The following is a 24703-nucleotide window of genomic DNA, read 5'->3' on the forward strand; positions in this document are numbered from 1 at the left end:
GGCGGGGGGGGCCGGGGGGCGCGCACGCCCCCGGGGGGGGGGGGGGGGGGCCCCCCGGGCGGGGGGGGGGGGGGGCCCCCCCCCCGGGGGCGGGGGGGGGGGGGGGCCCCCCCCCCCCCCCCCGCCCCTCCCCCCTGCCGCTCCCGCGTCCGTACGAGCGGGGGGTCAGCCCTTCAGCTCGGCCGCCACCAGCTCCGCGATCTGCACCGCGTTCAGCGCCGCGCCCTTGCGGAGGTTGTCGTTGGACAGGAACAGCGCGAGGCCGTTCTCGACCGTCTCGTCCACCCGGATCCGGCCCACGTAGGAGGCGTCCCGGCCGGCCGCCTGGAGCGGGGTCGGGATCTCGGACAGCTCGACGCCCTCGGCGTCCCGCAGCAGCTCGTGGGCGCGCTCCACCCCGATCGGGCGGTCGAAGCGGGCGTTGACCTGGAGGGAGTGGCCGGAGAACACCGGCACCCGGACACAGGTGCCGGAGACCTTCAGCTCCGGGATCTCCAGGATCTTGCGGGACTCGTGGCGGAGCTTCTGCTCCTCGTCCGTCTCGTGCGAGCCGTCGTCCACGATCGAACCGGCCAGCGGAAGCACGTTGAAGGCGATCGGGCGGCGGTAGACGCCGGGCTCCGGGAACGGCACCGCGGCGCCGTCGTGGGTCAGCTCGGCGGCGCGCTCGGCCACGGCGGTGACCTGGTCGCTCAGCTCGGCCACCCCGGCGACGCCGGAGCCGGAGACCGCCTGGTAGGTGGTGGCGACCAGCGCGGTCAGCCCCGCCTCCTCGTGGAGCGGCTTCAGCACCGGCATGGCGGCCATGGTGGTGCAGTTCGGGTTGGCGATGATCCCCTTGGGGCGGTTCCGGATCGCGTGCGGGTTCACCTCGGAGACCACCAGCGGCACCTCGGGGTCGCGCCGCCAGGCGGAGGAGTTGTCGATCACCACGGCGCCCTGCCCGGCGACCTTCCCGGCCAGCGCCCGGGAGGTGGCGCCGCCCGCCGAGAACAGCACGATGTCCAGGCCCGTGTAGTCGGCGGTGGCCGCGTCCTCCACGGTGACCTTGCCGCCGTCCCACTCCAGGGTGGTGCCCGCGGACCGGGCGGAGGCGAAGAGGCGCAGCTCGTCCACCGGGAACTTCCGCTCGGCCAGGATGGTGCGCATGACCGTGCCGACCTGACCGGTCGCTCCGACGATTCCGACCTTCACGGGACTCCTCCGTACGTGCTGTGGGCGGTGCCGCCCGGTGGGCCTGGTGGCCGCTGAGTGGGCCTGTGCCGCCCATGATGGGTCTCTCCACGGCCGGCTTGTCCAATCCATTGTCCGCGAGGTGAGAAAGACGTCACAGAACGGGGGAGCGGGGAACTCCCCTGGTCAGAGGACGATCATGGCCTGGCCCGCCGCCGGAGTACCGCCGGGCCCCGACCGGCGCCCCGGAAGCACGCCGGTACGCGAAAGGGCGGGCGCCCCGCCGGACGCCCGCCCTCACCGCCTGTGCGGAGGTGTGTGCCGTACGCGTACGCGCGGCCGCACCGTCCGCCGCACCGCTACGGAATCACCTTGCCGATCACCACGCTGCCGGAGCCCGCGGCGGTGCCGCGCGCGTTGACCAGCGCGACCTCGCCGAAGAACTGCCGGCCCTCCGGAGCCGCGCCGGCCACCAGGACCTCGGCGGACACCGGGGCGGTCGCGCCGCTCGCCAGCTTCACCGGCTTGGCCTCGTCCACCTTCACGGTGCCGAGCCCGGCGGAGTAGTACACGTCCTTGTAGTCGAACGTGGTGCTGCCGCTCGGGATCGAGTAGCCGTCCACCACGACGGTGTACGTGCCGGCGGCGGGCTTGGCCAGCGACACCGACTCCTCCGAGTCGCCGTCGGCCGAGGAACCGACCGTCTTGCCGTCCTTGAGGACGGTCAGGTCCAGGTCGGCGCCCTTGTCGGAGGTGTTGCCGATGGCGACGTCCAGCCGCTCCACGCCCTCACCGAGGGTGACCGTACGGGTCAGCTGGCCGTGGTGCGCGAGGGTGGGGTTCTCCACCTTGGCGGAGCCCAGCGAGCCGCCCCTCAGCCGCCCGTCCAGCGCGGCGAAGTCGTTCCGGACCTGCCAGGTGACCTTGGCCGGGGTGCCGACCTTGGCCTCCGGGACGGTCTGCACGGCCGGCTCGAAGGTGGTGCCGAGCACCGTCACGTCCAGCTTGTAGGGGTTGTCCAGCAGCGGCGAGGTGCGCCGCGACTCGACCTCGAACTCCCAGACGCCCGGCTGCGGGTTGGCGTACGACCGCAGGTCGGGGCGGCAGGTGGCGGCCGAGCTGTAGTTGGCGTAGCACTGGAGCGAGGAGGTGTCCTCCTGCGCCAGCCCGTACGGGTGGATGGAGATGAACCGGGTCTGGCTCTTGTCCTTCAGCCCGCCGAGCGCGACCTCCAGCGACTTGGCGCCCTGCGGCACGGTCACGAAGTACGACGTCGTCGAGTTGCGCTGCACCGAGCCCTGCGCGGAGAGCGCGTACGCCGGCTTGGCCAGCTCCTGCGCGGCGACCACGGTGGTCATGATCTGCTTGTCCACGCCCGGGGTGCGGACGTCGTCCACCTCCAGGATGGCGCTGTGCGTCCCGGCGGTGAGCGGCCGGGCGGTGACCTTGACGGTGACCGGCTTGTTCAGCGGCAGCACCACCGCGCCGGAGCCGGGCAGGTCGAAGGTGCCGTCGTCGTACTTCCAGTCCAGCTCGTGCCGGATCGGCACGTCCGGGCCGGAGGTGCGGGTGATGACGACGTCGTACGTCTTCTTCTGCCTGACCTTCAGCCCGCCCTCGCGGTCGTAGAGGCCGGTGCCGAAGCCGGGCGTCTTGAGCGCGTAGTCGATCGCGGTGTCGACCGGGGCCTTGACCGCGTACTCGTGCGCGGTGGCGCCCTCGCGGATCTGCTGCCAGGCACCCACGATGTTCATCAGACCGGCGCCCTGCTCGTGCGCGGCGACACCGGAGATCTTCTTGGCGCTGGAGATCAGCGCGGTCCGCAGGTCGGCCGGGGGCAGCGGGATCTGCTTCTGCTTGGCGGCCGAGATCAGCAGCGCGCTCGCGCCGGCGGCCTGCGGCGAGGACATCGAGGTGCCCTGGAGCATGCCGTAGCCGGCCGGGAGCCGGTAGCCCGCCTCGGCCACCGGGGCGCCGGGCAGCCAGGTCTGGATGGTGTTGATCGCGGAGCCGGGGGCGCTGATCACCGGGGCGAAGCCGCCGTCCTCACGCGGGCCGCGCGAGGAGAAGTTGAACATGGCGTACTTCTTCTCGACCTCGGAGCCGTAGTTGGCGGCCCAGGTCTCCTTGGAGATCGCCGCGCCGACCGAGATCACCTTGTCGGCCAGACCGGGGTCCCCGATGGTGTTGACGCCGGGGCCCTCGTTGCCCGCCGAGATGACCAGCTGGACGCCGTAGTCGTCGATGAGCCGGGTGTAGAGCTCGGAGCGGGCGTTGTTGCCGTCGTTGAGCGCCGGCAGACCGCCGATGGACATGTTGACGATGTCCACGCCCCGGTTGATCACCAGGTCGGCCATGCCCTCGGTGAGCGCCACGTTGGTGCAGCCGCCGCTCCAGGAGCAGGCGCGCGAGGAGACCAGCTTCGCGCCGGGCGCCGCGCCGTTCATCGTGCCGCCGAACAGGCCGTTGGCGGCGGTGATGCCGGCCACGTGGGTGCCGTGCTCGGACTCGATGATTCCGATGTTGACGAAGTCGGCCTTCTTGCCGGCCCAGCTGCCGCCCAGCGGGTCCATCGGGACGTCCTTGCGGATCTCCACGACGAACGGGATGCGCTCGGCGACCTCGGTGGCCGGGTCGTCGGTGCCGAAGTAGCCGACCTGGTAGCCGTCCTTGTACGGCTTCATCGGCGTGTCGTCGGTGAAGTCGTTGTTGCCGTTGAGGTCGACCCGGACGGTGCCGGCGGCGGCGTCGTAGAGCACGCCCCAGATGTCGCTGGTGTCACCGTCCCGGTTGAGGTCGCCCTTCATGTCGCCGTTGGCGGTGACGGACTCCGCGAACCGGCTGAAGTGGTAACTGCCCGCCGGGGCCTTCCAGGTGGCGCCGTTGGCGGTGAAGGTCGGGCCGCTGACCGGGGTGATCTGGGGGCGCCAGGTGCCGTCGTTGTCGGTGATCGGGTCGGTGGCCGTCACCCAGTCGACGATCTTGCGCTCACCGGTGGTGGTCTTCTGGAGCGCCGGGTGGCCCAGGTCCACACCGGAGTCCATGATGCCGATGGTCACACCCCGGCCGTCGAACTTCGGGTGGCTCTTGACGAAGTCCACCGCGCCGGTCTCGAAGGAGGGGTTGTACGGGTTCTTCGCCGGCGTCTTCGCGTCCGGACCCGGGTACGCCCCGGCGGTGCGCCGGGTCTCCGCGCCCTTGGCCCGGTCGGCCGAGGGGGTCGGGTCGTCCAGCGCGATCTCCTGCTTGAGGTCGATCCCGTGGACGCTGGAGAGCTTGGTGGCCGCGTCGATGGCGGCCTCGGCGCGGGCGGTCGGCAGGGTGGCGCGGACATAGCCGAGCTTGTCGAACGTCTTGCCCACCGAGGCGCCCGGCACGGCGTCGAGCTGCGCGGCGACCTGCTCGGTGGCGCCCGGTGCGGTGGCGACCATCACGGTCACCGTCTTCTCGCCGTTGGCCTGCGCCTCCGCGAGCCGGTCGGCGTCGGCCGCGCCCAGCTTGTCGGCGGCGGCGGTCTTGACGGGGGCCGGGTCGGTGGCCGGGGCCTCGACGGCGAGCACCGGGGCGGCGCCGGCGGCGACGAGCGCGGCCACCAGACCGGCCGCGGCGGCGACCCGGGCGGCACGTCTGCGCCCGGACGTCGGGTCCCCGGATATGGGGCCCTGGAACTGGGGGGTGGTCATCAGCATCCCTGTGGGTGGAAGAGCTGGTACGTGAGAGAGCCCGTCCGGCGGTGGAGCCGTGCGGCCGGGCGGCCGTGAGTACGGAACGGCCGGGCGGCCGCGGGTACGGAACGGCCGGGCGGCCGTATGCGTAAACATGCGGAAGGACGGTCCGGTATGTGGTGCCGGATGACCGCTCACCCTGTCGCAAAGGACAGGGTTTTGTGGAGGGTTGTTGAAGGCGGGATGCGGCCATGGCGTACTTCCGCCACTGTCCCGGCCGCGCCATCCTGCCGATAGCGGCACATATCCCCTCCGGACGGCGGTGTTCCGCCACCCCGGAGGTCCACCCGCCGCCAACCACCCCGCACCGGTGCCCGGTTCACCGCCCCCGGCCGCTCCTTCGCTCCTCCGGCCCTCGCCGGGCGGCCGGCCCGCCGAGCGGCCGGATCCCGCTCCATGGCCCGGACGCCCGCGACCGCCCGGGCGCCCGGATCCGGCGCCGGCCGGCGGTGGTTCCGGCCCCCGGGCCGTCCCGCCCCCGGCCGTCCCTCCGGTACCGCCCGCACCGGCGCCCCGTTCACCACCCGGCCCCGGCCCCCGCACCGGCCCCTCCGGCTTCCCGCCCCGCACCGGCGCCCCGTTCACCGCCCGGCCCCGGCCCCCGGTCTCCGGCTCAGCGCGGCAGCACGATGACATAGGCGGCCGACTCCCCGTCCCCGGCCGCCGTCAGGGCGGTGCGCACCACCACGGCCTGCTGCTCCGGCGCCTCCCGCAGCGCCCGGGGGGTGAGGTGCACCAGGGTGATGCCCAGTCGCTCCAAGTGCTCCCGCTTGCGGGTGTGTTCGGGCGCGGTCGGCTCCTCGTCCCGGCGGGGCGCCCGGGTGTCCAGCTCCACGGCGACCGCGTGGTCCGGCCAGTAGGCGTCCACGCCTCCCAGGTGCGGGCCGCCCGGCAGCCGGAGGTCCACGTTCCACAGCGGCTCGGGCAGCGCGTACCTCCCGACCATGGCGTAGAGCCGCTCCTCGGCCACCGACCGGCCCTCCGCCAGCAGCCCGTCCACCGCGTCCGCCACATGGGCGCGGCCCAGCAGCCGGGCGCGGGTCAGCTCCCGTACCAGCGCCGCGGTGTCGCAGTGGCCGTCCCGTACCGCCTCCGCCAGCAGCAGCCGCACCGTGGTGGGGTCGTCGGTCCCGGCCACCACGTCGGCCAGCGCCCGGGCGACCGGCGCGACCGGCACCCCGGTGACCTCCACCGGCTCGGGCAGCTCCGCCGTCCGCACGAACCGTACGCACCCGGCCGGGCGCAGCCGCCGCTTCCGCTCCACCAGCACCTCGATCCGCTCCAGCGAGGGCAGCGGGGCGGCCGAGGCGAACCCGTGCAGGGTCAGCGCCGCCGCCCCGGTGATCATCGCCCGGCCCGGCTCCGCCGCCGCCCCGCCCATCGGGCGCCGCCCGGCGTACAGCAGCACCGCGCGCAGCCGCTCCTCGCTGGTCGGCGGGCCGGGGTGAAGCAGGAAGACACCCGGCAGGAACTGCTGCCAGGGGCCGCCGGGCCGGGCGCGGGCGGCCGACTCGGCGGCGGGCACGCCCAGGGCGCGCAGCTGGGCGGCGGAGAGCACCCGTCGCCCGGTGCCCGTGAGCGGGGCGGGCAGCAGGGCGCCGGAGGGGAGCGGAGTGCCGGGGGAGAGCGGGGTGTTGGTCATGCCCGGGGCGTTCCCGGCCGTACCGGTGGCGCTAACCGCTGTTACACGCCCGTCGACAATCCGGGACGTTACCGTCCTAAAGTACGGACGTTCGAACGCCGAAAGGGGGCCCCGGCCGCACCGGAACCCCCTGGTCGGAGCGGTGCGGCCCCGATGGCCGGGGCCGCACCGACACACTCTGCCCGACTCCGGCCGATCCTGACCGGCTTCGGATCGGTCCTGATCAGCCCGCTCGACCCAGGCCGCCCCCGCCGCAGGAACCGGCCGGCGTCGGCCGGCTCCACCAGCCCGGCCCGGTCGCGACCGCCCCCGTCCGGCTCCACCCGCCCCCGCCCGGCGCAGGACCGGGGGAGACGGGCCGGGACCGGCGCCGGCCGCCGTCAGCCCGCCGCCGCGTCGCACTCCTGGGCGGCCAGCGCCCGGGCGAGGTCGTCCCGCTCCTCCAGCACCAGCCGGCGCAGCGCCGGGGCGGCCGACTCGTGCGCGGCCAGCCAGGCGTCGGTCGCCTCCAGCGTCCCCGGGTCGTCCCGCAGCGCCGGGAACAGCCCGCGCACCACGTCCATGCCGATCTGGATCGACCGCTCCCGCCACACCCGCTCGATCACCTCGAAGTACTTCGGCGCGTACGGGGCGACCAGCTCCCGCTGGGAGGGCTGGGCGAAGCCCGCGATGGTCGCCCCCACCAGCGCGTTGGAGAGCGCGTCCGACTCCACCACCTGCGCCCACGCCTGCGCCTTGACCGCCTCCGACGGCCGGGCGGCCAGGCAGCGCACCTGGTGGCGCTCGCCGCTCGCGGTGTCGTCCCGGGCCAGCTCGGCGGCGAGCGCGGCTTCGTCGGCCCGCCCGTGCGCGGCCAGCGTCTCCAGCAGCGCCCAGCGCAGCTCCTGGTCCACCTCCAGGCCCTCGATCTCCGCCGAGCCGGCCAGCAGCTCCGCCAGCAGCGCGAAGTCCTCCTCGGTGGTGGCCGTCGCCGCGAAGAACCGGGCCCAGGTCAGCTGGTGTTCGCTGCCCGGCGCGGCGAGCCGCAGCTCCTTGAGCGCCCCGGCCGCCAGCAGCCGGCCGCCCGCCTCGCGCCACTCCGGGGCCGCGTAGTGGACCAGCGCCGAGCGCGCCCAGGCGTGCAGCATCTGGAGCACGCCGATCTCCGACTCGACACCGGCGAACTCCAGCACCAGCGCGGCGAACTCCCGGGCCGGCAGCAGCCCGTCCCGGGTGAGGTTCCACAGTGCGGACCAGCACAGCGCCCGGGCCAGCGGATCGGTGATCCCGCCCAGGTTGCCGCGGAGCGTCTCCAGCGAACCGTCGTCGAAGCGGACCTTGCAGTACGTCAGGTCGTCGTCGTTGACCAGCACCAGGTCGGGCCGGTCCAGCCCGACCAGCTCCGGCACCTCGGTCCGCTCCCCGGTGACGTCCACCTCGGCCCGGGCGTACCGGGTGAGGTCGCCCTCGTGCAGCCGGTAGAGGCCGACCGCCACCCGGTGCGGCCGGAGCGTCCCGCCGTCCTGCGCCACCGCCAGCTCGGTGATCCGGCCCGCCGCGTCGTAGGTGAGCAGCGGCGTCAGCACGTTGACCCCGGAGGTCTGCAGCCAGGCCCGCGACCAGTCGGTCATGTCCCGGCCGGAGGTCTCCTCCAGCACCGCCAGCAGGTCCCCGAGCCGGGTGTTCCCGTACGCGTGCCGCTTGAAGTACCGCCGGGCGCCCTCCAGGAAGGCGTCCCGCCCGGCGTACGCCACCAGCTGCTTCAGCACGGCCGCGCCCTTGGCGTAGGTGATGCCGTCGAAGTTGAGCTTGGCCGCCTCCAGGTCCGGGATGTCGGCGGTGACCGGGTGGGTGGAGGGCAGCTGGTCGGCCCGGTACGCCCACGCCTTGCGGCCGTTGGCGAAGCTCACCCAGCTGTTGGTGAACCGGGTCGCCTCCGCGAGCACGAAGGAGCCCATGAAGTCCGCGAACGACTCCTTGAGCCAGAGGTCGTCCCACCAGACCATGGTGACCAGGTCACCGAACCACATGTGGGCCATCTCGTGCAGGATGACGTTGGCCCGCCGCTCGTACGACGCCTGGGTGACCTTGCCCCGGAAGATGAACTCCTCCCGGAAGGTGACCATCCCCGGGTTCTCCATGGCGCCGAGGTTGTACTCGGGCACGAACGCCTGGTCGTACTTTCCGAAGGGGTACGGGAAGTCGAAGTTGTCGTGGAAGAAGTCGAAGCCCTGCTTGGTGACGAGGAAGACGTCCTCCGCGTCGAAGTGCTTGGCCAGCCCCTTGCGGCACATCGCGCCCAGCGGGATCTCCAGCTCTCCGCGCCGGTAGGTGTCGGTGACGTAGTGGTAGGGGCCCGCCACCACACAGGTGATGTACGTCGAGATCGGCGCGGTCTCCGCGAACCGCCACACCCCGCCCTCGCGCGACTCCTCGGCGCCGTTGCTCCACACCGTCCAGCCCTCGGGCGCGGTCACCGAGAAGCGGTACGGCGCCTTGAGGTCGGGCTGCTCGAAATTGGCGAACACCCGCCGGGCGTCGGCAGGTTCGTACTGGGTGTAGAGGTAGACCTCGCCGTCCTCCGGGTCGACGAACCGGTGCATGCCCTCGCCGGTCCGGCTGTACGCGCACTGGGCGTCCACCATCAGGACGTTCTCCGCCGCCAGCCCGTCCAGCGACACCCGGCTCCCGTCGAACACCGCCGCCGGGTCCAGCTCCCGCCCGTTGAGCGTGACCGCGTTCACCGAGGGGGCGACCAGATCCACGAAGGTCGCCGCGCCCGGGGTGGCGGCGCGGAACCGGATGGTGGTGACCGACCGGAAGGTGCGGGTCTCGGACGGACTCTCCCCGACGGCCGACCGGAGGTCGAGATCGACCTCGTAACCGTCGACGGTCAGCAGCTCGGCCCGTACGCGGGCCTCGTCGCGGGACAGATTCTCACCGGGCACGGGCTACTCCTTCGTGGCTCGTTCGTTCAAAGCGCGATCCTTTCACGCCCCCCGGACGGCTCAGGCAGGGGAATGCCGGTGGTGGCCGGTGATGTTTGCCGTTGCGGCACGTCCGTGCGCGTTTCCCTGTACGCCCTACGCCTGAGGCCCGGTGCCTCACGCCTTCTGAGGAGTTCGCATGTCCGAGAAGAGGACCCCCGCCGACTTCTGGTTCGACCCGCTCTGCCCCTGGGCGTGGATGACCTCCCGGTGGATGCTGGAGGTGCAGAAGGTCCGCCCGGTGGACATCCGCTGGCACGTGATGAGCCTCGCCGTGCTCAACGAGCCGAAGATCGACGAGCTGCCGGAGCAGTACCGGGAGCTGCTCGGCCCCAAGGGCTGGCGCCCGGTCCGGGTGGTCACCGCCGCCCGGGAGCTGCACGGCGACGAGGTCGTGGGCCCGCTCTACACCGCGCTGGGCACCCGCTTCCACAACAACGGCGAGGGCCCGACCCTGGAGGCCATCACGGGCGCGCTGGCCGACGCCGGGCTGCCCGCCGAGCTGATCGAGTACGCCGACAAGGACACCTACGACGAGCAGGTGCGCGCCTCGCACCAGGAGGGCATCGACAAGGTCGGCCAGGACGTCGGCACCCCGGTCATCGCGGTGCCGGGCGCGGACGGCGAGCAGATCGCCTTCTTCGGCCCGGTCGTCACCCCCGCGCCCAAGGGCGAGGAGGCGGCCAAGCTCTGGGACGGCACCCTGCTGGTGGCCTCGGTCCCCGGCTTCTACGAGCTGAAGCGCTCCCGCACCCAGGGTCCGATCTTCGACTGAGGGCCCGCACGGGCGGCCGGAGCGATCCCGCGCCGGCCGCCCGGCACACCGCTGCCCCGGCGCGTCGGCGCAGCGATGCCCCGGTGCACCGGCCCCGGCACACAGAACGGCCCCCGCGAGTCCTGTCCTCGCGGGGGCCGTCCCTTCATCCGCCTGCCCGGTGAAGGTTGAGAAGACGATCACGAGCAGGGCGTCTGCTCCGCGCCCCGGTACGGCCGGTACGGGCGGCCGTACCGGGGCGGCGGAAAGTCGGGGTGTCCGTGGTGTCCGTGGTGTCCGGCGTGTCCGGGACGGCCGGGGCGCTCCGGGCGCTCGGCACGGCCACGGCGCTCAGGGCGCGCACGGCGCTCCGGGCACTCAGGGGGTGATGAGCGGGGTGCGGTCCTTGGCCTCGGCGAAGCGCTTGGCCACGTCCTGCCAGTTCACGACCTGCCACATGGCGTCGATGAAGTCGACCTTCTGGTTCTTGTACTGGAGGTAGAAGGCGTGCTCCCAGGCGTCGAAGACCAGGACCGGCACCGAGCCCTGGCCGACGTTGCCCTGGTGGTCGTAGACCTGCTCGACGATGAGACGGCCGCTGACCGGCTCGTACGCGAGGACGCCCCAGCCGGAGCCCTGGGTGGTGGCGGCGGCCTTGGAGAGCTGGGCCTTGAACTTGGCGAAGGAGCCGAAGGACGCGGTGATGGCGTCCGCGAGCTCACCGACACCGTCGGCCGCGAGCGGCTCGCCGCCGCCGCCGTTCTTGGTGCCGGTCATGTTGTGCCAGTAGATCGAGTGGAGGATGTGGCCGGAGAGGTGGAAGGCCAGGTTCTTCTCCAGGCCGTTGATCGAGCCCCACTGCTCCTTGTCGCGCGCCTCCTCCAGCTGCTCCAGGGTGTCGTTGGCGCCCTTGACGTAGGCGGCGTGGTGCTTGTCGTGGTGCAGCTCGATGATCTGGGGGTTGATGACCGGGTCGAGCTCCGCGTAGTCGTACGGGAGTTCAGGAAGTGTGTAGATCGCCATGTCGAGCCCTCCGAGCTTTTGCTGCCGCAGCTTCTACTGCTACTGCTTATGGCTTCTTATTGCCACTCGTATGCAGGTGCAGGCTAACAGCAGCTAAGTGGCGTACGTGATCAGCCCTTCGTCCTAGGTCCGCGCGCCGGCACGGACACCGGAAGGCGTACGACCCCGACCGGCGCCCGCCCGGCGGGCGGCGCACTCCGGCACGGCGGACGGGGAGGCGCGGCGCACGGCGCACGGCGCACGGCGGACGGGAGGCGCGGCGCACGGCGCACGGCGGACGGGGAGGCCCGGCGCACGGCGCACGGGAGGGGCCCGGCGCGTCCTCCGCGCCGGGCCCCTCCGATGTTCTTGTCTGCTTTACCGCTTCACCGTCAGGCGGGTGTCACGCCGCCGTCCGCCGCCGCTGGCGTACATAGCCGAGCGCCGCCAGCGCCAGCGTCAGTCCGCCCGTGGAGTAGAGCTGGATCCGGGTGCCCTCCTCCCGGGCCATCAGCACGAAGACCGCCGCCATGCCGGCCAGCGCCGCGTAGGTGAGGTACGGGTACGCCCACATCCGCACCACCAGCGTCCCGGGCGCCTCCCGCTCCAGCCGGCGGCGGAGCAGCAGCTGGGAGACGGCGATGAAGAACCAGACGACCAGGATGATCGCGCCGATCATGTTGAGCAGCCACATGAAGACGTCGTCCGGCCGCCAGTAGCTGAGCAGCACACAGCCGAAGCCGAAGACCGAGGAGACCAGTACCGCCACCCGGGGGACCCCGCTCGAGATCCGGCCCAGCGCCTTGGGGCCCTGGCCGCGCGCCACCAGCGAGGCGGCCATCCGGGAGGAGCCGTAGATATTGGCGTTCATCGCGGAGAGCAGGGCCACCAGCACGACCACGTTCATGATCTGACCGGCCGCCGGGATGCCGAGGGCGTCCAGGGTGGCGACGTACGGTCCCTTCTCCGCGACCGACTTGTCGGTCCAGGGCAGCAGGGTGACGACCACCGCCATCGAGCCGACGTAGAAGATCGCGATCCGCCACATGGCGGTGCGCACGGCCTTGGCGACGCCCTGCACCGGGTGCTCCGACTCGGCGGCGGCGATGGTGACCGTCTCCAGGCCGCCGTAGGCGAAGACCGAGGCGAGCAGGCCGACGATCAGGCCCTCGGAGCCGTTCGGCAGAAAGCCGCCCCGGCCGGTGAGGTTGCTGGTGCCGGGGGCGTCGGTGCCGGGCAGCACGCCCGCGATGGCCAGGACGCCGATGCCGAGGAAGAGCACGATGGCGCCGACCTTGAGCGCGGCGAACCAGAACTCGAACTCTCCGAAGTTCTTCACCGCCGCCAGGTTGGTGCCGCAGAAGACGACCATGAAGAGGGCCACCCAGGCCCACTCCGGGGTGCCGGGCAGCCAGCCGGTCATGATCTTCGCGGCGCCGATGCCCTCCAGGCCCACCGCGACGCAGAGCAGGAACCAGAACGACCAGCCGGCCGTGAAGCCCGCCCAGGGGCCGATGGCCCGCTCGGCGTGGACCGAGAAGGAGCCGGAGGCCGGATTGGCCGCGGCCATCTCGCCCAGCATCCGCATGACCAGCATCACCAGGGCGCCGGAGACGGCGTACGCGAGCACGATCGAGGGCCCGGCCGCCGCGATGGCGGTGCCGGAACCGACGAAGAGACCGGCACCGATGACGCCACCCAGGGCGATCATCGAGAGATGGCGTTGCTTGAGGCCGTGCGAGAGCGGCGCTTCGGCCGGCGTGGTGCCGGAGGTGCCGGTGGTGGCCGGCTCGGGCGCGGAGGTCGTCCGGGACATGGGCGGACCCTGTTTCGGTAGCCGGGAAGGAATCGGGGCCACAGTCTGGGCGGGCGCACCGGTCAGGGGGAATGACCGCCCGCTATACGGACACCGTGCTCACACCTTGTGCAGTTCTGTTCACGAGACTGTCACATCAGTGACATAAGTGAGCCGAGCGCCATCCGCTTGCCCCGGGCGCGCCAACGGCACGAAGCCACCGACTTGAACCCCGCAGCTGTACGACTCCGCCGTCCGCCGCGCGGGCCGCCGCCCCGCTCCCGGCTCAGCTCCCCGTCCGGCGCGTCCGCCACTCGCGCACCCCGGCCACCAGCAGCACCGCCCCGGTCGCCGCGCCCGACCAGAGGACCTGCGGCCGGCTGCCCGGGTCGGCCAGCATCAGCACCAGGACCGCCGCCATCGCCACCAGCGCGGCCCAGGTCAGCCAGGGGAAGCCCCACATCCGCAGGGTCAGCCGCTCGGGCGCCTCCCGCTCGATCCGGCGCCGCAGCCGCAGCTGGGAGACGGCGATCAGGCCCCAGACGAAGAGCAGCACCGCGCCGACCGCGTTCAGCATGTAGAGGAAGACCGAGTCCGGCCACTTCAGATTGAGCAGCACCGAGACGAAGCCGAAGGCCACCGACGCCAGCACCGCCCGGCGCGGCACCCCGCCGGATGAGATCCGCAGCAGCCCCTTCGGCGCCTCGCCGCGCTCGGCCAGCGAGAAGACCATCCGGGAGGAGCCGTACAGATTGGCGTTGAGCGCCGAGAGCAGCGCCACGAAGACCACGATGTTCATGATCTGCCCGGCCCCGGGCACCCCGATGGAGTCCAGCACCGCCACATACGGGCTCTGCCCCGGCACCATCGAGGTCCAGGGGAGCAGGGTCACGATGACCAGCATCGAGCCGACATAGAAGAGAAGGATGCGCCAGACCGCGCTGCGCACCGCCCGGGCCACGTTCCGCGCCGGGTCCTCCGACTCGGCGGCGGCGATGGTGACGACCTCCAGACCGCCGAAGGCGAAGACCACCGCCAGCACCCCGGAGACCACCCCGTCCCAGCCGTTCGGCAGGAAGCCGCCCCGCCCGGTCAGATTGGCCAGGCCGACCGGGTCGGTGTCCGGCAGCCAGCCCACGATCGCCAGTACGCCCAGCGCCAGGAAGAGCACGATGGCGCCGACCTTGAGCGCGGCGAACCAGAACTCGAACTCTCCGAAGTTCTTCACCGCCGCCAGATTGCTGACCGTGAAGACCACCATGAAGATCAGCACCCAGGCCCACTGCGGCACCCCGGGCACCCAGCCGTTGGCGATCCGCGCCGCGCCGGTCGCCTCCACCGCCAGCACCACCACCAGCAGGAACCAGTAGAGCCAGCCGACCGAGAAGCCGGCCCAGCGGCCGAGCGCCCGTTCCGCGTGCACCGAGAAGGCACCGGAGGCGGGCATGGCGGCGGACATCTCCCCGAGCATCCGCATGACCAGCATCGCCAGCGCGCCCGCGATCAGATACGAGAGCACGATCCCCGGCCCCGCGACCGCGATCCCCGCGCCCGAGCCGACGAACAGCCCGGCGCCGATCACCCCGCCGAGCCCGAGCATCGTCAGATGGCGCTGCTTCAGCCCGTGCGAGAGCGGCTCGGAAGCGCTCAGGCCGTCCGGGTCGTCCGGGCCCTTCGGTCCGTTCGGGTCCATCGGCGGGTGAGCCGTCGGCTCGGGCGGGACGGTCGGCATGGCGCACGTACTCTCGGGGGCCGGCCGGGCGAGGAGCACCCGGGAGGATCCGGGTGCCGGGCACCCGGGTTTATGAGGACTCCACAGTCTCCCCGAGAAGCGCGACCCGCCGCAAAAAGGGATCTTCCCGCGAGTCCCGCTCGTGATGAGCGTCACGCCAGGGGCGGGGCGGGAGAGGCATGAGCGCGGCCCCTTGTGCGAACCCCACCAAGGCGCCGGTCGCGCCTTTGTCGTCGGCTGACGGTGATCGGCCGTTCACCCCTGGGCTACGGTCACGGTGTTCCACCGCAACACCCCGCGTCACCCGCCCTCACCCGCCCTCACCCTTCCGGAGTACCGATGAGCACTGCCGCCGTCCCCACCCGTACCGGAGTGGTCCTCGCCGACCTCCTCCCGGCCAGCCGCACCCGGGACCTGGTCCTGGTGACCGGGGGTGCCGTGCTCACCGGGCTCGCCGCCCAGCTCTCCGTGCCGGTCCCGGGCTCGCCGGTGCCGGTCTCCGGCCAGACCTTCGCCGCGCTGCTCGTCGGCACCGCGCTGGGCGCCCGCCGGGGCTTCCTGTCGCTGGCCCTCTACACCCTGGTGGGCATGGCGGGGATGCCGTGGTTCGCCCAGGCCACGTCCGGCTGGGCGATGCCGTCCTTCGGCTATGTGCTGGGCATGCTGCTCGCCGCCACCGCCGTGGGCGCGCTGGCCCGCCGGGGCGGCGACCGCTCGGTGCCGCGGATGGCCGGCACCATGGTGGTCGGCTCGCTGATCACGTACGCCGTGGGGGTGCCGTACCTGGCCCTGGCCACCGGCATGACGCTGGGCCAGGCGGTCGCCGCCGGGCTCGTCCCCTTCCTGATCGGTGACGCCCTCAAGGCGGCGCTGGCGATGGGCGCGCTGCCCACCGCCTGGAAGCTCGCCGGCCGCAAGAGCTGACCCGGCCGGGGTTTCCCCCGGAGCCGGTGCGCGGGCGCCGGCGGCGGCCCCCGCACAGAAGACCCGTACGCCCGTACAGAAGATCCCGTACGGAAGAAAGGCCCTCCGCGCACGCCGGTGTGCGCGGAGGGCCTTTCGCTTGCGCCCGACAGGGTCGGTCATCCGTCGGGCAGGTCGGGCAGGTCGGGCAGGTCAGGCGGATTCAGGGGTGCCCCGGAGCACTCCTCAGGAGGAGAGGACCGCCCGGGGGCACCCGGGCCGCCCGGGGCCCGGGGGCTCAGCCCTCCACCGCCTCCGTGGCCACGCCCGCGCTCGCGGCCGGGACCGCGTCCGCCGCCTTGGACTTGCGCACCCGGTCGAGCACCACACCGACGGCGACCACGACCGCCGCGACCAGGATCGACAGCAGCGCGATCTCGCGGTTGCCCTCGTCGTAGACCATGTAGCCGATCACGAAGACGATGAACGCGGCGGTGAGCCAGGTCAGGTACGGGAAGAGCCACATCCGCACGGTCAGCTTCTCCGGCGCCTCGCGGAGCAGGATGCCGCGCATCCGGAGCTGAGTGAAGCAGATGACCAGCCAGACGAAGAGCGCCACCGCGCCGGACGAGTTGAGCAGGAAGTCGAAGACCGTGTCCGGCGAGGTGTAGTTGAAGAACACCGCGACGAAGCCGAAGACCACCGAGGAGAGGATCGCGACGGCCGGCACGCCCTTGCCGCTGACCTTGGCGAACACCTTGGGCGCGTCACCGCGCTCACCCAGCGAGAACGCCATCCGGGAGGCGGTGTACAGGCCGGAGTTGAGGCAGGAGAGCACGGCCGTCAGCACGATCACGTTCATGATCTGGCCGGCCGCCGGGATGCCGATGGAGTCCAGGGCGGCGACGTAGGAGCCCTTCTCCGTAATCGACTTGTCGTTCCACGGCAGCAGGGTGAGCACCACGAAGATCGAGCCCAAGTAGAAGACCGCGATCCGCCAGATCACACTGTTGGTGGCCTTGGTGACCGCGCGGCGCGGGTCCTCGGACTCACCGGCGGCCAGGGTGACGATCTCGCTGCCCATGAAGGAGAAGACGACCATCAGCACACCGGTGAGGATGGCGCCCGCCCCATGGGGCAGGAAGCCGCCCGCGTCGGTGAGGTGCGCGAAACCGGCTCCGGGGTTGTCCGAGCCCGGCAGCACCCCGAAGACGGCCAGCAGGCCGATGATCACAAAGATGCCGATGGCGACGACCTTGATCCCCGCGAACCAGAACTCGAACTCGCCGTAGGACGCCACCGACACCAGGTTGGTCGCGGTGAGCACCACCATCACGATGAGCGCCCAGCCCCACTGCGGAATGGCCGGAACCCAGCCCTCCAGGATCTTCGCGCCGGCCGTCGCCTCGACGGCGAGCACCACGACCCAGAAGAACCAGTAGAGCCAGCCGATGGAGAAGCCGGCCCAGCGGCCCAGCGCGCGGTCCGCGTAGGCGGAGAACGAGCCCGAGTTGGGGCTCGCGGCGGCCATCTCGCCGAGCATCCGCATCACGAAGACGACCAGCACGCCGACGAGCAGGTACGACAGGAGGATGGCGGGACCGGCCTTGGCGATGCCGCCGGACGAGCCGACGAACAGGCCGGCGCCGATGACGCCACCAATGGCGATCATGGAGAGGTGGCGGTTCTTGAGGCCGGCCTTGAGACCGTCGGAGGACTGCGGAATTCCGGGTTCTCCGGTGCTTCCGCCTTCCTTCGGCAGGGTCGACTGCGTGGTCATGGACGATTCCTTACGTCTGTGCGGCGCTCGGATGACGAGCCCGTGCATGCAAACACGAGACCCCGAGTGGCCGAAAGACCCCGATTCCGTATCGTGATGCGGGCCGCTCGCCGGGGTGCGCCGGCGCCGGTCCGGCCGGGTGGCGGCTGTCAGGTGGCGCACCGGCCACCCGGGGCTTACACCCCCTCTGCCCCGCCCCGCCCGCCCGGAACTCGCCCCCGCCCGTCCCCGACCCGGCGGCATCCGCCCCCCCCCCTCCCGCCGCGTGCCCCCCGCCCCGCCCCGGCGGCGCCCGGCCGGCCGCGCGCGTGCCACACTTCGACCATGCGCGTGTACCTCGGCTCGGACCATGCCGGCTACGAACTCAAGTCCCACCTCGTCGAGTGGCTGAAGGCCCATGGCCACGAGCCCGTCGACTGCGGCCCCCACGTCTACGACGCCCAGGACGACTACCCGCCGTTCTGCCTGCGGGCGGCCGAGCGGACGGCGGCCGACCCGGAGGCCCTCGGCATCGTGATCGGCGGCTCCGGCAACGGCGAGCAGATCGCCGCCAACAAGGTCAAGGGGGTCCGCGCGGCGCTCGCCTGGAGCGAGCAGACCGCCGCCCTCGGCCGGGAGCACAACAACGCCAACGTGGTCGCGATCGGCGGCCGGATGCACTCCCAGGAGGAGGCCACCACATTCGTGGAGATCTTCCTCGCCACCCCGTACTCGGGTGAGGAGCGTCACACCCGCCGGATCGAGATGCTGAGCGCCTACGAGACCACCGGCGAGCTGCCCCCGATCCCCGCCCACCACCCGCAGGAGCCGACCGCCTGATGCCCGAGGGGCACACGATCCACCGGCTGGCCGCCGACTACCGGGAACGGTTCGGCGGCCGGGCCGTGCGGGTGACCAGCCCGCAGGGCAAGTTCACCGACGCCGCCGCCCTGCTCGACGGCACGGTGCTGGAGCGCACCGAGGCGCACGGCAAGCACCTGTTCCTCGGATTCGGTGGGCTCGGCGGCTCTGGCGGCTCCGACGCCTTCGACGGCCCGGCCGAGTGGGTCCACATCCACCTCGGCCTCTTCGGCAAGGTGCGGTTCGGCCACCGGCCCGCCCCGCCGCCCACCGACACCGTGCGGCTGCGGCTGGCGAACCCGGAGGCGTACGTCGATCTGCGCGGGCCCACCACCTGCGCGCTGATCACCGACCCCGAGAAGGCGGCGATACACGACCGGCTCGGCCCCGACCCGCTGCGTCCGGACGACGACCCGGAGAAGGCGTGGCGCCGGATCTCCCGGAGCCGTACCACCGTCGCGGCGCTGCTCATGGACCAGAAGGTGGTCGCGGGCGTCGGCAATGTGTACCGGGCCGAGGTGCTCTTCCGGCACGGCATCGACCCGTACCGCGCGGGCAAGGACCTCAGCCGCGCCGAGTGGACGGCGATCTGGGACGACCTGGTGGTCCTGATGCGGGAGGGCGTACGGCTCAACCGCATCGACACGGTACGGCCCGAGCACACGCCGGAGGCGATGGGCCGCCCGCCGCGCGTGGACGACCACGGCGGCGAGGTGTACGTCTACCGCCGCGCCAACCTGCCCTGCCACATCTGCGGCAACGAGATCCGCACCGCCGACCTGGCCGCCCGCAACCTCTTCTGGTGCCCGGCCTGCCAGACCCGCTGACCCCGCCGGAGGCCGGGCGCGCCGGGGGCCGGCCCCGCCGGGCGTCCGCTCCGGGCGGCCCCGCACCCCCGCCCGGCCCCCTGCCGCCCGACGCCCGCGCCCCCGGCCCCGTACGGCCCGGTCCCGTTCAGCCCGGTCCCGTACCGCTCAGCCACTTACGGGGTCCGGCGCCCGCGCCCCGGCCCCGTACCGCCCGGCCCTCGTGCCCCCGGCCCGTACGGCGCGAAGCCCGTACGGCCCGGAGTCCGTACGGCCCGGAGTCCGCACCGCTCGGGCCGTACCGTTCAGGCCCCATCCGAGGCCCCGCCCCGTACCGTTCGGCCCCCGTCCGAGGCCCCGCCCCGCACCCCTCAGAACCCGTGCGGCAGCCAGGGTGCGACCGGCCAGCCGAAGGCGGCCGACGCCTCCGCCAGGGCGCCCGGCCGCAGCTCCCGCACCCGGCCGGCCGCCGCGAGCCCGGCCAGCGGCACCCCGCCCAGATAGGCGGCGCCCAGCTCCCGTACCGAGAGCGCCAGTCCGGCCGGGTCCTCGGTGCGGACGCACACCGCGCCCCCGGCGTCCCCGGTGAGCCGCCAGCGCCCGGCGTTCCAGGGGCAGAACGCGTCCGCCACCTCCAGCACCACGTCCACCGGCGCCTGGTACGCCCGGGCCGCCAGCGCCGCGCCCACGTCCACCAGCCGTACGTGCAGGGCGTCCCGCAGGGTCGGCAGACAGCGCCGGGCGTCGGAGACCAGGTACTGCCAGGGGTCGTCCAGCGGACGGCGGTGCAGCGCCAGGGAGGAGATCAGGTCCAGCTCCCAGAGGTACCGGAAGAGCGCCCCGTACGCCGCCGGGTCCCGATACCCCAGGTCGTACAGGATCGCCTGCCCGTCGGCGCCGGCCTGGCCCCACTCGGGCTTCACCGCGTAGAGCGCGAAGCCCACCGGCCGCCCGGCCCGCTCGGCCAGCACGCACATCAGCGGCGACGCGCCCTCCCGCTCGCCCGGCGGGTCCAGCAGCGGCAGCCGCTCCCAGCCCGGCCGCCGGGCGAGCATCCCGGGCCGGCCCGCCACCATCGCGGCGTACACCTCCTCCACGGCGGCGCCCGCCTTGGCCGGCTCCACCAGCCGCAGGGACACCTCGTCCGCGCCGTCCGGCACGGTCAGCCGCACCCGGTGCACCGGGATCCGGGCGCTCAGCTCCTGGCTGGCGATCCCGTAGCCGAAGCGGCCGTAGATGGCCTGCTCGGAGGCGGTCAGCGCGGCCACCGGCTCACCGGCGGCCCGGGCGTCCGCCAGCAGCCGGCGCATCATGGAGGTGAGGATGCCGCGCCGGCGGTGGGTCGGCGCGACACCCACCATGGTCACGCCCGCCGTGGGCACCAGATCCCCGCCGGGCACCGAGAGCCGGAGGGTGAAGGCCCCCGACGTACCGACGCAGGTATCCCCGTCCCACACCCCGATCGAGCGCTCCGGCTCGGTCAGGTGCTTCCACAGCTCCCGTTCCTCCGGCGATTCCGCCACCCCGCCGAACGCCAGTTCCAGTGTCGGATACCAGGAGTCCCATTCCTCGGGACGGAGTACACGCATTTCGGTCGTCATACCGCATGGGTATCAAGCCGCCCCCGCCCCGGCGACCCCTTTTCGAACGCATGGTCATGGGGTCGCCCTGCGAGAAACCCGGCCGGATGGATAGGGTCCAGCCCAATGGACCGAAGCGCAGGTGTGAACAGCTTTCCGGCCCGGCTGCGCAAGTCGCTGCACCGGGCCCGGGTGGCGCTGCGCAAGTCCGGGGTGGACTACTTCCGGGGCGATGCCTCCGACTGGCTCGCCCTCGCCGGGCTGCTGCTCACCGTCCCGCTTCTCACCCTGGCCACCATCGCCGCCCCGGTGTGGTGCGCTCCCGCCGCGCTGGTGCTGCCGATCGTGGCGGGCGGGCTGCTGCTCCGCCCGGCCAGCCTGCTGGGGCTGTACGCGGCCTCGGCGGCGGCGCTCATCGTGGAGTCGGCCGCGCTCGGCCCGTACACCGGCGGCGGCGCCCGGGTCACCCCCGGCACCGTCCTGGTGGTCGCCGCCTGCGGGTTCTTCGGGCTGCTGATAGCGCAGTTCCGGGCCCGGGTCGGGGTGCCCTGGCGGCGCGGCGGCACCATGCTCTTCGACCTCCGCGAACGCATCCGGGTGCAGAGCGCGCTGCCCCGGCTGCCGGCCGGCTGGCACCAGGAGATGGCCCTCCGCCCGGCCGGCGGCCAGTCGTTCTCCGGCGACTTCGTGGTGGCCGCCCGCACCCATGGCGGCCGCACCCTGGAGGTCGTCCTCACCGATGTCTCCGGCAAGGGCATGGACGCCGGCTCCCGTGCCCTGCTGCTCTCCGGCGCCTTCGGCGGGCTGCTCGGCTCGCTGCCGCCGCACGGCTTCCTCCCGGCGGCCAACGGCTATCTGCTCCGCCAGAACTGGGAGGAGGGCTTCGCCACCTCCATCCACCTCGTGCTCGACCTGGAGTCCGGCGATTACGAGCTGCTCTCGGCCGGCCACCTCCCGGCGCTCCAGCTCCACGCGGGCTCCGGCCGCTGGGAGGAGCAGGCCGCCGAGGGGCCGCTGCTCGGGGTGTACGACGGCGCCGAATTCGGCCCGGTCAAGGGCACCCTGCGCCCGGGCGACGTCCTGATGCTCTTCACCGACGGCCTGGTCGAGGCGGCCGACCGGGACATCTCCGACGGCATCGACCGGCTGACCGGCGAGGCCGACCGCTATGTCGCCACCGGCTTCGAGGGCGCCGCCTGGCACCTGATCGAAGCCTGCGCCAAGGACGTCAACGACGACCGGGCCCTGCTGCTCATCACCCGCGACGCCTGACCCCGCCGGCCCCGGGCCCCTGGGTACGTCCTACCGGCCGGACGGCCGCTGGGGGCGGTAGGGGGCGCGGTGGCCCCGGGCGTGCCGGCGGGCGCCGTTCCGCTCGACCGGCCCGGAGAGGTCGAACTGCCGCACCAGCTGCTGGAAGCAGAGCAGTACGGCGATCGGGGGCAGCGCCGCGACGGTGATCCCGGCCGGGGTGGCGGGCGCGTTCAGCACGCACAGCAGCACCGCGACGCCCGCGAAGACCACCGCGACGAACCAGGCGTACCGGGTGCGCCGGAAGAACAGCCGGGCCCGGACGATCGACAGGCTGGCCGCGATCCAGGGGCCGTACACCAGCAGCGGCCACAGGGTGGCGATGCGCGGGGTGGCCGCCTCCGCCGCGAGGGCGCGCAGCGAGGGGTACGAGGCCATCACCCCGAGGATCTCGACCGCGATGACGATCAGCGTGGTCAGGAAGACCGGCACCGCGGCCGCCAGCCAGCGCAGCGAGCGGCGCGCCGGCCGGGCGGACACCGGCTCCGGCCGGGACTCCGGCTCGGGGTCCGGCTCCACCGCGTCCTCCGGCTCCAGCGTCCACTCGGGCCCGGTCCCGGGCGGCCACTCGACGCCGCCGTCGCCAGGACCGAACGTTTCGGCATGACGCGGCGCCCGGACGGTCTCCTCGTCGGGCACCAGCCGGACGCCGGAGCCGTACTCCTCCCAGGGGTCCTCGGGCTCCTGCGGCACCAGCCGGTGACGTCCGGTCGCGGACTGCTGCGGGGGGAACTGCACAACGGTGTTCACGAACAGGTTCCTTCGGGGCGGTCGCCGGCGGCACGGCGGCGGACGGTCGTGGCACGGCGACAGAGGGAGCGGGCGAAGCGAGCGGAGGAAGCGCGGGGCACGAGGCGGCCGTGGAGATCGGGGCGTCCGGTACGGGCGCGGCGGGCATGCCCGGCCCGGGTGCGGCCGGGGTGTCCGGCTCGGGGACGGCCGGGGTGTCCGGCTCGGGGACGGCCGGGGCATCGGGCGCGGGTGCGGCGGGGACGCCCGGTCCGGGCGTGGCCGGGGTGTGCGACGCGGACCCGGCCGGGGTGCCGGCGTCGGGTACGGCCGGGGTGCCCGGGGTGCCCGGGGTGCCGGCGTCGGGTACGGCCGGGGTGCCCGGGGTGGCGGAAGGCGGCGGTGTCACCGGCCGTGCCCCCGCCGCCCGGCCACCGGGGACCCCGGTCGGTGCGGTGATCGGCGGCGTATGGGTTTCGGACACGCCGGGTCAACGATCCCCTCGTACGTCGCGCAATGCGGCATTCGGGTTAACCCGCTGGCCGAAAACCTCGCACCACCACACGCCACCCCCGCTCACCCCGCAACGCCACCCCGCCCGCCCCGAACGCCGGTCCGTACCACCCACCCCACGGGGTCGCGGAACCCCGAAGGACACCCTTCATCGGATAATCCTCCGGTGCAGCACCGAGCCCCCGCCCGCCCTTCTCTCCCCGCCTCCTCCGGGGCCCGCTCCGGCCGGGACCGGCTGCCCTCCCTCACCGGGCTCCGCTTCTGGGCAGCCCTGGCCGTCGTGGCCTACCACCTGTCCCGGCAACTGGGTCCGCTCCCCGTGATCAGCGACCTCGCCTGGTACGGCCGCAGCGGGGTGACGTTCTTCTTCGTCCTCTCCGGCTTCGTGCTCGCCTGGACCTACGACGGTGCCCGGGTGCCCGCGAAGGCCTTCCTCTGGCGCCGTTTCGCCCGGATCTGGCCGCTCCTCGCGCTGACCACCGCCGCCTCGGTGGCCGTCTGGGCGGCGCTGGGCCGGGCGGTGCCGGCCAAGGCGGTCGCCGCCTCGCTCCTCCTGGTCCACGCCTGGGTGCCCGACCCGGTCGTCCTCAAGGGCGGCAACCCGGCCGCCTGGTCGCTGAGCGACGAGGCGTGGTTCTACCTGCTCTTCCCGGCGCTCATGGCCCTGCCGCTGCTCCGCACCTCCCGGGCCCGCCGCCGTACCGCCGTCCTCGCCGCCGCGGGCGCCGTCCTGGTCTGGCTCTCCGGCGCGCTGCTCACCGACCCGGCCGTCCGGGGCTGGGCGCTCGACTACTTCCCCCTCACCCGTACCCTCCACTTCCTGCTGGGCGTCGCCACCGGGCTGGCCGTCAGGCACGGTTGGCGCCCGCGCCTCGGTGTCGGCCCCGCCGTCGCCCTGGTCGCCTGCTGGCACCTGCTGCTGATCCCCTGGCACCACGCCGTCCCCGACGGCCTCTGGTACGGGCCGTACGCCGCCTCCCAGTTGCTCGCCGCCCCGCTCTTCGCCCTGCTGGTCTCCGCCGCCGCGCACGCCGACCTCACCGGCCGCCGCACCGGCCTGGCCGGCCGCCTCTCGCTGCGCCTCGGCCACTGGTCGTTCGCCTGGTACCTGATCCACGAGATCGTCATCCGGCTCTGCCTGGCCCACTACGGCGAACCCGCCGGCCTGCCCGCCACCGCCGCCCTCTGGACCCTGGCCCTCACCGTGAGCCTCGCCCTCGCCGCCCTCGCGTACCACTGCGCCGAACACCCCCTCGAACGCCGCCTCCGCACCCTGGGCCCCCGGCCCCCCACCCGCCGCCCCCGGCCGAGCACCCGCCGCCCCGACGAGGTCGACGCCTCCGCATTGCCGGGACGACCGGGTGGCGCTACGTTGCCCGGAAAGTCGTGACTGTGCTGCCGACGGCTCAGCCACTCCGGATCCGGGCGACGGTGAGGGGCGACCCGTGGAAT

Annotated in this window: 16 protein-coding genes; 6 read left to right on the forward strand and 10 right to left on the reverse strand. The window is 73.3% G+C overall.

Annotated elements, in window-relative coordinates:
- Positions 1-165 precede the first annotated feature (165 nt).
- The 4 genes from NX801_RS20845 to pepN all read right to left on the reverse strand — a co-directional run bounded on the left by NX801_RS20845 (position 166) and on the right by pepN (position 9467).
- The gene (locus NX801_RS20845; protein WP_258789329.1) at positions 166-1194 is read right to left on the reverse strand and encodes an aspartate-semialdehyde dehydrogenase; all 1029 of its coding nucleotides are present in this window, start codon (positions 1192-1194) and stop codon (positions 166-168) included.
- 338 nt (positions 1195-1532) lie between these two features.
- Positions 1533-4856, reverse strand: coding sequence for a S8 family serine peptidase (locus NX801_RS20850; RefSeq protein ID WP_258789330.1), 3324 nt, complete (start codon positions 4854-4856; stop codon positions 1533-1535).
- Positions 4857-5511: 655 nt separating this feature from the next.
- Positions 5512-6540 (reverse strand): hypothetical protein, encoded by a 1029-nt coding sequence (locus NX801_RS20855; RefSeq protein ID WP_258789331.1) that lies wholly within the window; start codon positions 6538-6540, stop codon positions 5512-5514.
- 380 nt (positions 6541-6920) lie between these two features.
- On the reverse strand, positions 6921-9467 hold the full coding sequence (gene pepN, locus NX801_RS20860) for an aminopeptidase N (protein ID WP_258789333.1): 2547 nt from the start codon (positions 9465-9467) through the stop codon (positions 6921-6923).
- Between the two features lie 178 nt (positions 9468-9645).
- Between pepN and NX801_RS20865 the strand changes: the two genes are divergently transcribed.
- Positions 9646-10281 carry a DsbA family protein gene (locus tag NX801_RS20865; RefSeq protein WP_258789335.1) on the forward strand — a complete coding sequence of 212 codons (636 nt, stop codon included), beginning with the start codon at positions 9646-9648 and terminating at the stop codon, positions 10279-10281.
- A 357-nt stretch (positions 10282-10638) separates the two neighbouring features.
- Here NX801_RS20865 and NX801_RS20870 read toward each other — a convergent pair whose 3' ends face one another.
- The 3 genes from NX801_RS20870 to NX801_RS20880 all read right to left on the reverse strand — a co-directional run bounded on the left by NX801_RS20870 (position 10639) and on the right by NX801_RS20880 (position 14750).
- Positions 10639-11283 (reverse strand): superoxide dismutase, encoded by a 645-nt coding sequence (locus tag NX801_RS20870; RefSeq protein ID WP_258789336.1) that lies wholly within the window; start codon positions 11281-11283, stop codon positions 10639-10641.
- A gap of 382 nt (positions 11284-11665) precedes the next feature.
- Entirely contained in the window at positions 11666-13078 is a 1413-nt protein-coding gene (locus tag NX801_RS20875; protein WP_258789337.1) for an amino acid permease, read from the reverse strand.
- 265 nt (positions 13079-13343) lie between these two features.
- On the reverse strand, positions 13344-14750 hold the full coding sequence (locus NX801_RS20880) for an amino acid permease (protein ID WP_258789338.1): 1407 nt from the start codon (positions 14748-14750) through the stop codon (positions 13344-13346).
- 378 nt (positions 14751-15128) lie between these two features.
- Between NX801_RS20880 and NX801_RS20885 the strand changes: the two genes are divergently transcribed.
- Positions 15129-15713 carry a biotin transporter BioY gene (locus tag NX801_RS20885; protein ID WP_258789339.1) on the forward strand — a complete coding sequence of 195 codons (585 nt, stop codon included), beginning with the start codon at positions 15129-15131 and terminating at the stop codon, positions 15711-15713.
- Between the two features lie 277 nt (positions 15714-15990).
- Here NX801_RS20885 and NX801_RS20890 read toward each other — a convergent pair whose 3' ends face one another.
- Positions 15991-17472, reverse strand: a complete 1482-nt coding sequence (locus NX801_RS20890) for an amino acid permease (protein WP_258789340.1) — start codon at positions 17470-17472, stop codon at positions 15991-15993.
- 324 nt (positions 17473-17796) lie between these two features.
- On the opposite strand from NX801_RS20890, the gene NX801_RS20900 reads away from it, so the two are divergent.
- A complete protein-coding gene (locus tag NX801_RS20900) occupies positions 17797-18291 on the forward strand; it encodes a ribose-5-phosphate isomerase (RefSeq protein ID WP_258789341.1) in 495 nt (164 codons plus the stop codon).
- A complete protein-coding gene (locus NX801_RS20905) occupies positions 18291-19139 on the forward strand; it encodes an Fpg/Nei family DNA glycosylase (protein WP_258789342.1) in 849 nt (282 codons plus the stop codon). The genes NX801_RS20900 and NX801_RS20905 overlap by 1 nt, the downstream gene beginning before the upstream one ends.
- Before the next feature lie 350 nt (positions 19140-19489).
- Here NX801_RS20905 and NX801_RS20910 read toward each other — a convergent pair whose 3' ends face one another.
- Positions 19490-20719, reverse strand: coding sequence for a GNAT family N-acetyltransferase (locus NX801_RS20910; RefSeq protein WP_258789343.1), 1230 nt, complete (start codon positions 20717-20719; stop codon positions 19490-19492).
- A gap of 105 nt (positions 20720-20824) precedes the next feature.
- Between NX801_RS20910 and NX801_RS20915 the strand changes: the two genes are divergently transcribed.
- Positions 20825-21970 (forward strand): PP2C family protein-serine/threonine phosphatase, encoded by a 1146-nt coding sequence (locus NX801_RS20915; RefSeq protein WP_258789344.1) that lies wholly within the window; start codon positions 20825-20827, stop codon positions 21968-21970.
- A 30-nt stretch (positions 21971-22000) separates the two neighbouring features.
- Here the strand turns inward: NX801_RS20915 and NX801_RS20920 are convergent, their stop codons facing one another.
- Complete coding sequence (locus tag NX801_RS20920) at positions 22001-22759, reverse strand: DUF2637 domain-containing protein (RefSeq protein ID WP_258789345.1); 759 nt, start codon at positions 22757-22759, stop codon at positions 22001-22003.
- 658 nt (positions 22760-23417) lie between these two features.
- On the opposite strand from NX801_RS20920, the gene NX801_RS20930 reads away from it, so the two are divergent.
- Positions 23418-24641, forward strand: coding sequence for an acyltransferase family protein (locus NX801_RS20930; RefSeq protein WP_258789346.1), 1224 nt, complete (start codon positions 23418-23420; stop codon positions 24639-24641).
- Positions 24642-24703 lie beyond the last annotated feature (62 nt).

This window comes from Streptomyces pyxinae (assembly GCF_024756275.1).
Classification (GTDB): Bacteria; Actinomycetota; Actinomycetes; order Streptomycetales; family Streptomycetaceae; genus Streptomyces; species Streptomyces pyxinae.

Excerpts from the sequence above, each read along its gene's own strand:
- NX801_RS20910 (WP_258789343.1), bottom strand. The coding sequence starts at position 20,719 with ATGACGACCGAAATGCGTGTACTCCGTCCCGAGGAATGGGACTCCTGG.
- NX801_RS20915 (WP_258789344.1), top strand. The coding sequence starts at position 20,825 with ATGGACCGAAGCGCAGGTGTGAACAGCTTTCCGGCCCGGCTGCGCAAG.
- NX801_RS20855 (WP_258789331.1), bottom strand. The coding sequence starts at position 6,540 with ATGACCAACACCCCGCTCTCCCCCGGCACTCCGCTCCCCTCCGGCGCC.
- NX801_RS20850 (WP_258789330.1), bottom strand. The coding sequence starts at position 4,856 with ATGACCACCCCCCAGTTCCAGGGCCCCATATCCGGGGACCCGACGTCC.
- NX801_RS20885 (WP_258789339.1), top strand. The coding sequence starts at position 15,129 with ATGAGCACTGCCGCCGTCCCCACCCGTACCGGAGTGGTCCTCGCCGAC.
- NX801_RS20905 (WP_258789342.1), top strand. The coding sequence starts at position 18,291 with ATGCCCGAGGGGCACACGATCCACCGGCTGGCCGCCGACTACCGGGAA.
- NX801_RS20870 (WP_258789336.1), bottom strand. The coding sequence starts at position 11,283 with ATGGCGATCTACACACTTCCTGAACTCCCGTACGACTACGCGGAGCTC.
- NX801_RS20875 (WP_258789337.1), bottom strand. The coding sequence starts at position 13,078 with ATGTCCCGGACGACCTCCGCGCCCGAGCCGGCCACCACCGGCACCTCC.
- NX801_RS20900 (WP_258789341.1), top strand. The coding sequence starts at position 17,797 with ATGCGCGTGTACCTCGGCTCGGACCATGCCGGCTACGAACTCAAGTCC.
- NX801_RS20880 (WP_258789338.1), bottom strand. The coding sequence starts at position 14,750 with ATGGACCCGAACGGACCGAAGGGCCCGGACGACCCGGACGGCCTGAGC.
- NX801_RS20865 (WP_258789335.1), top strand. The coding sequence starts at position 9,646 with ATGTCCGAGAAGAGGACCCCCGCCGACTTCTGGTTCGACCCGCTCTGC.
- NX801_RS20890 (WP_258789340.1), bottom strand. The coding sequence starts at position 17,472 with ATGACCACGCAGTCGACCCTGCCGAAGGAAGGCGGAAGCACCGGAGAA.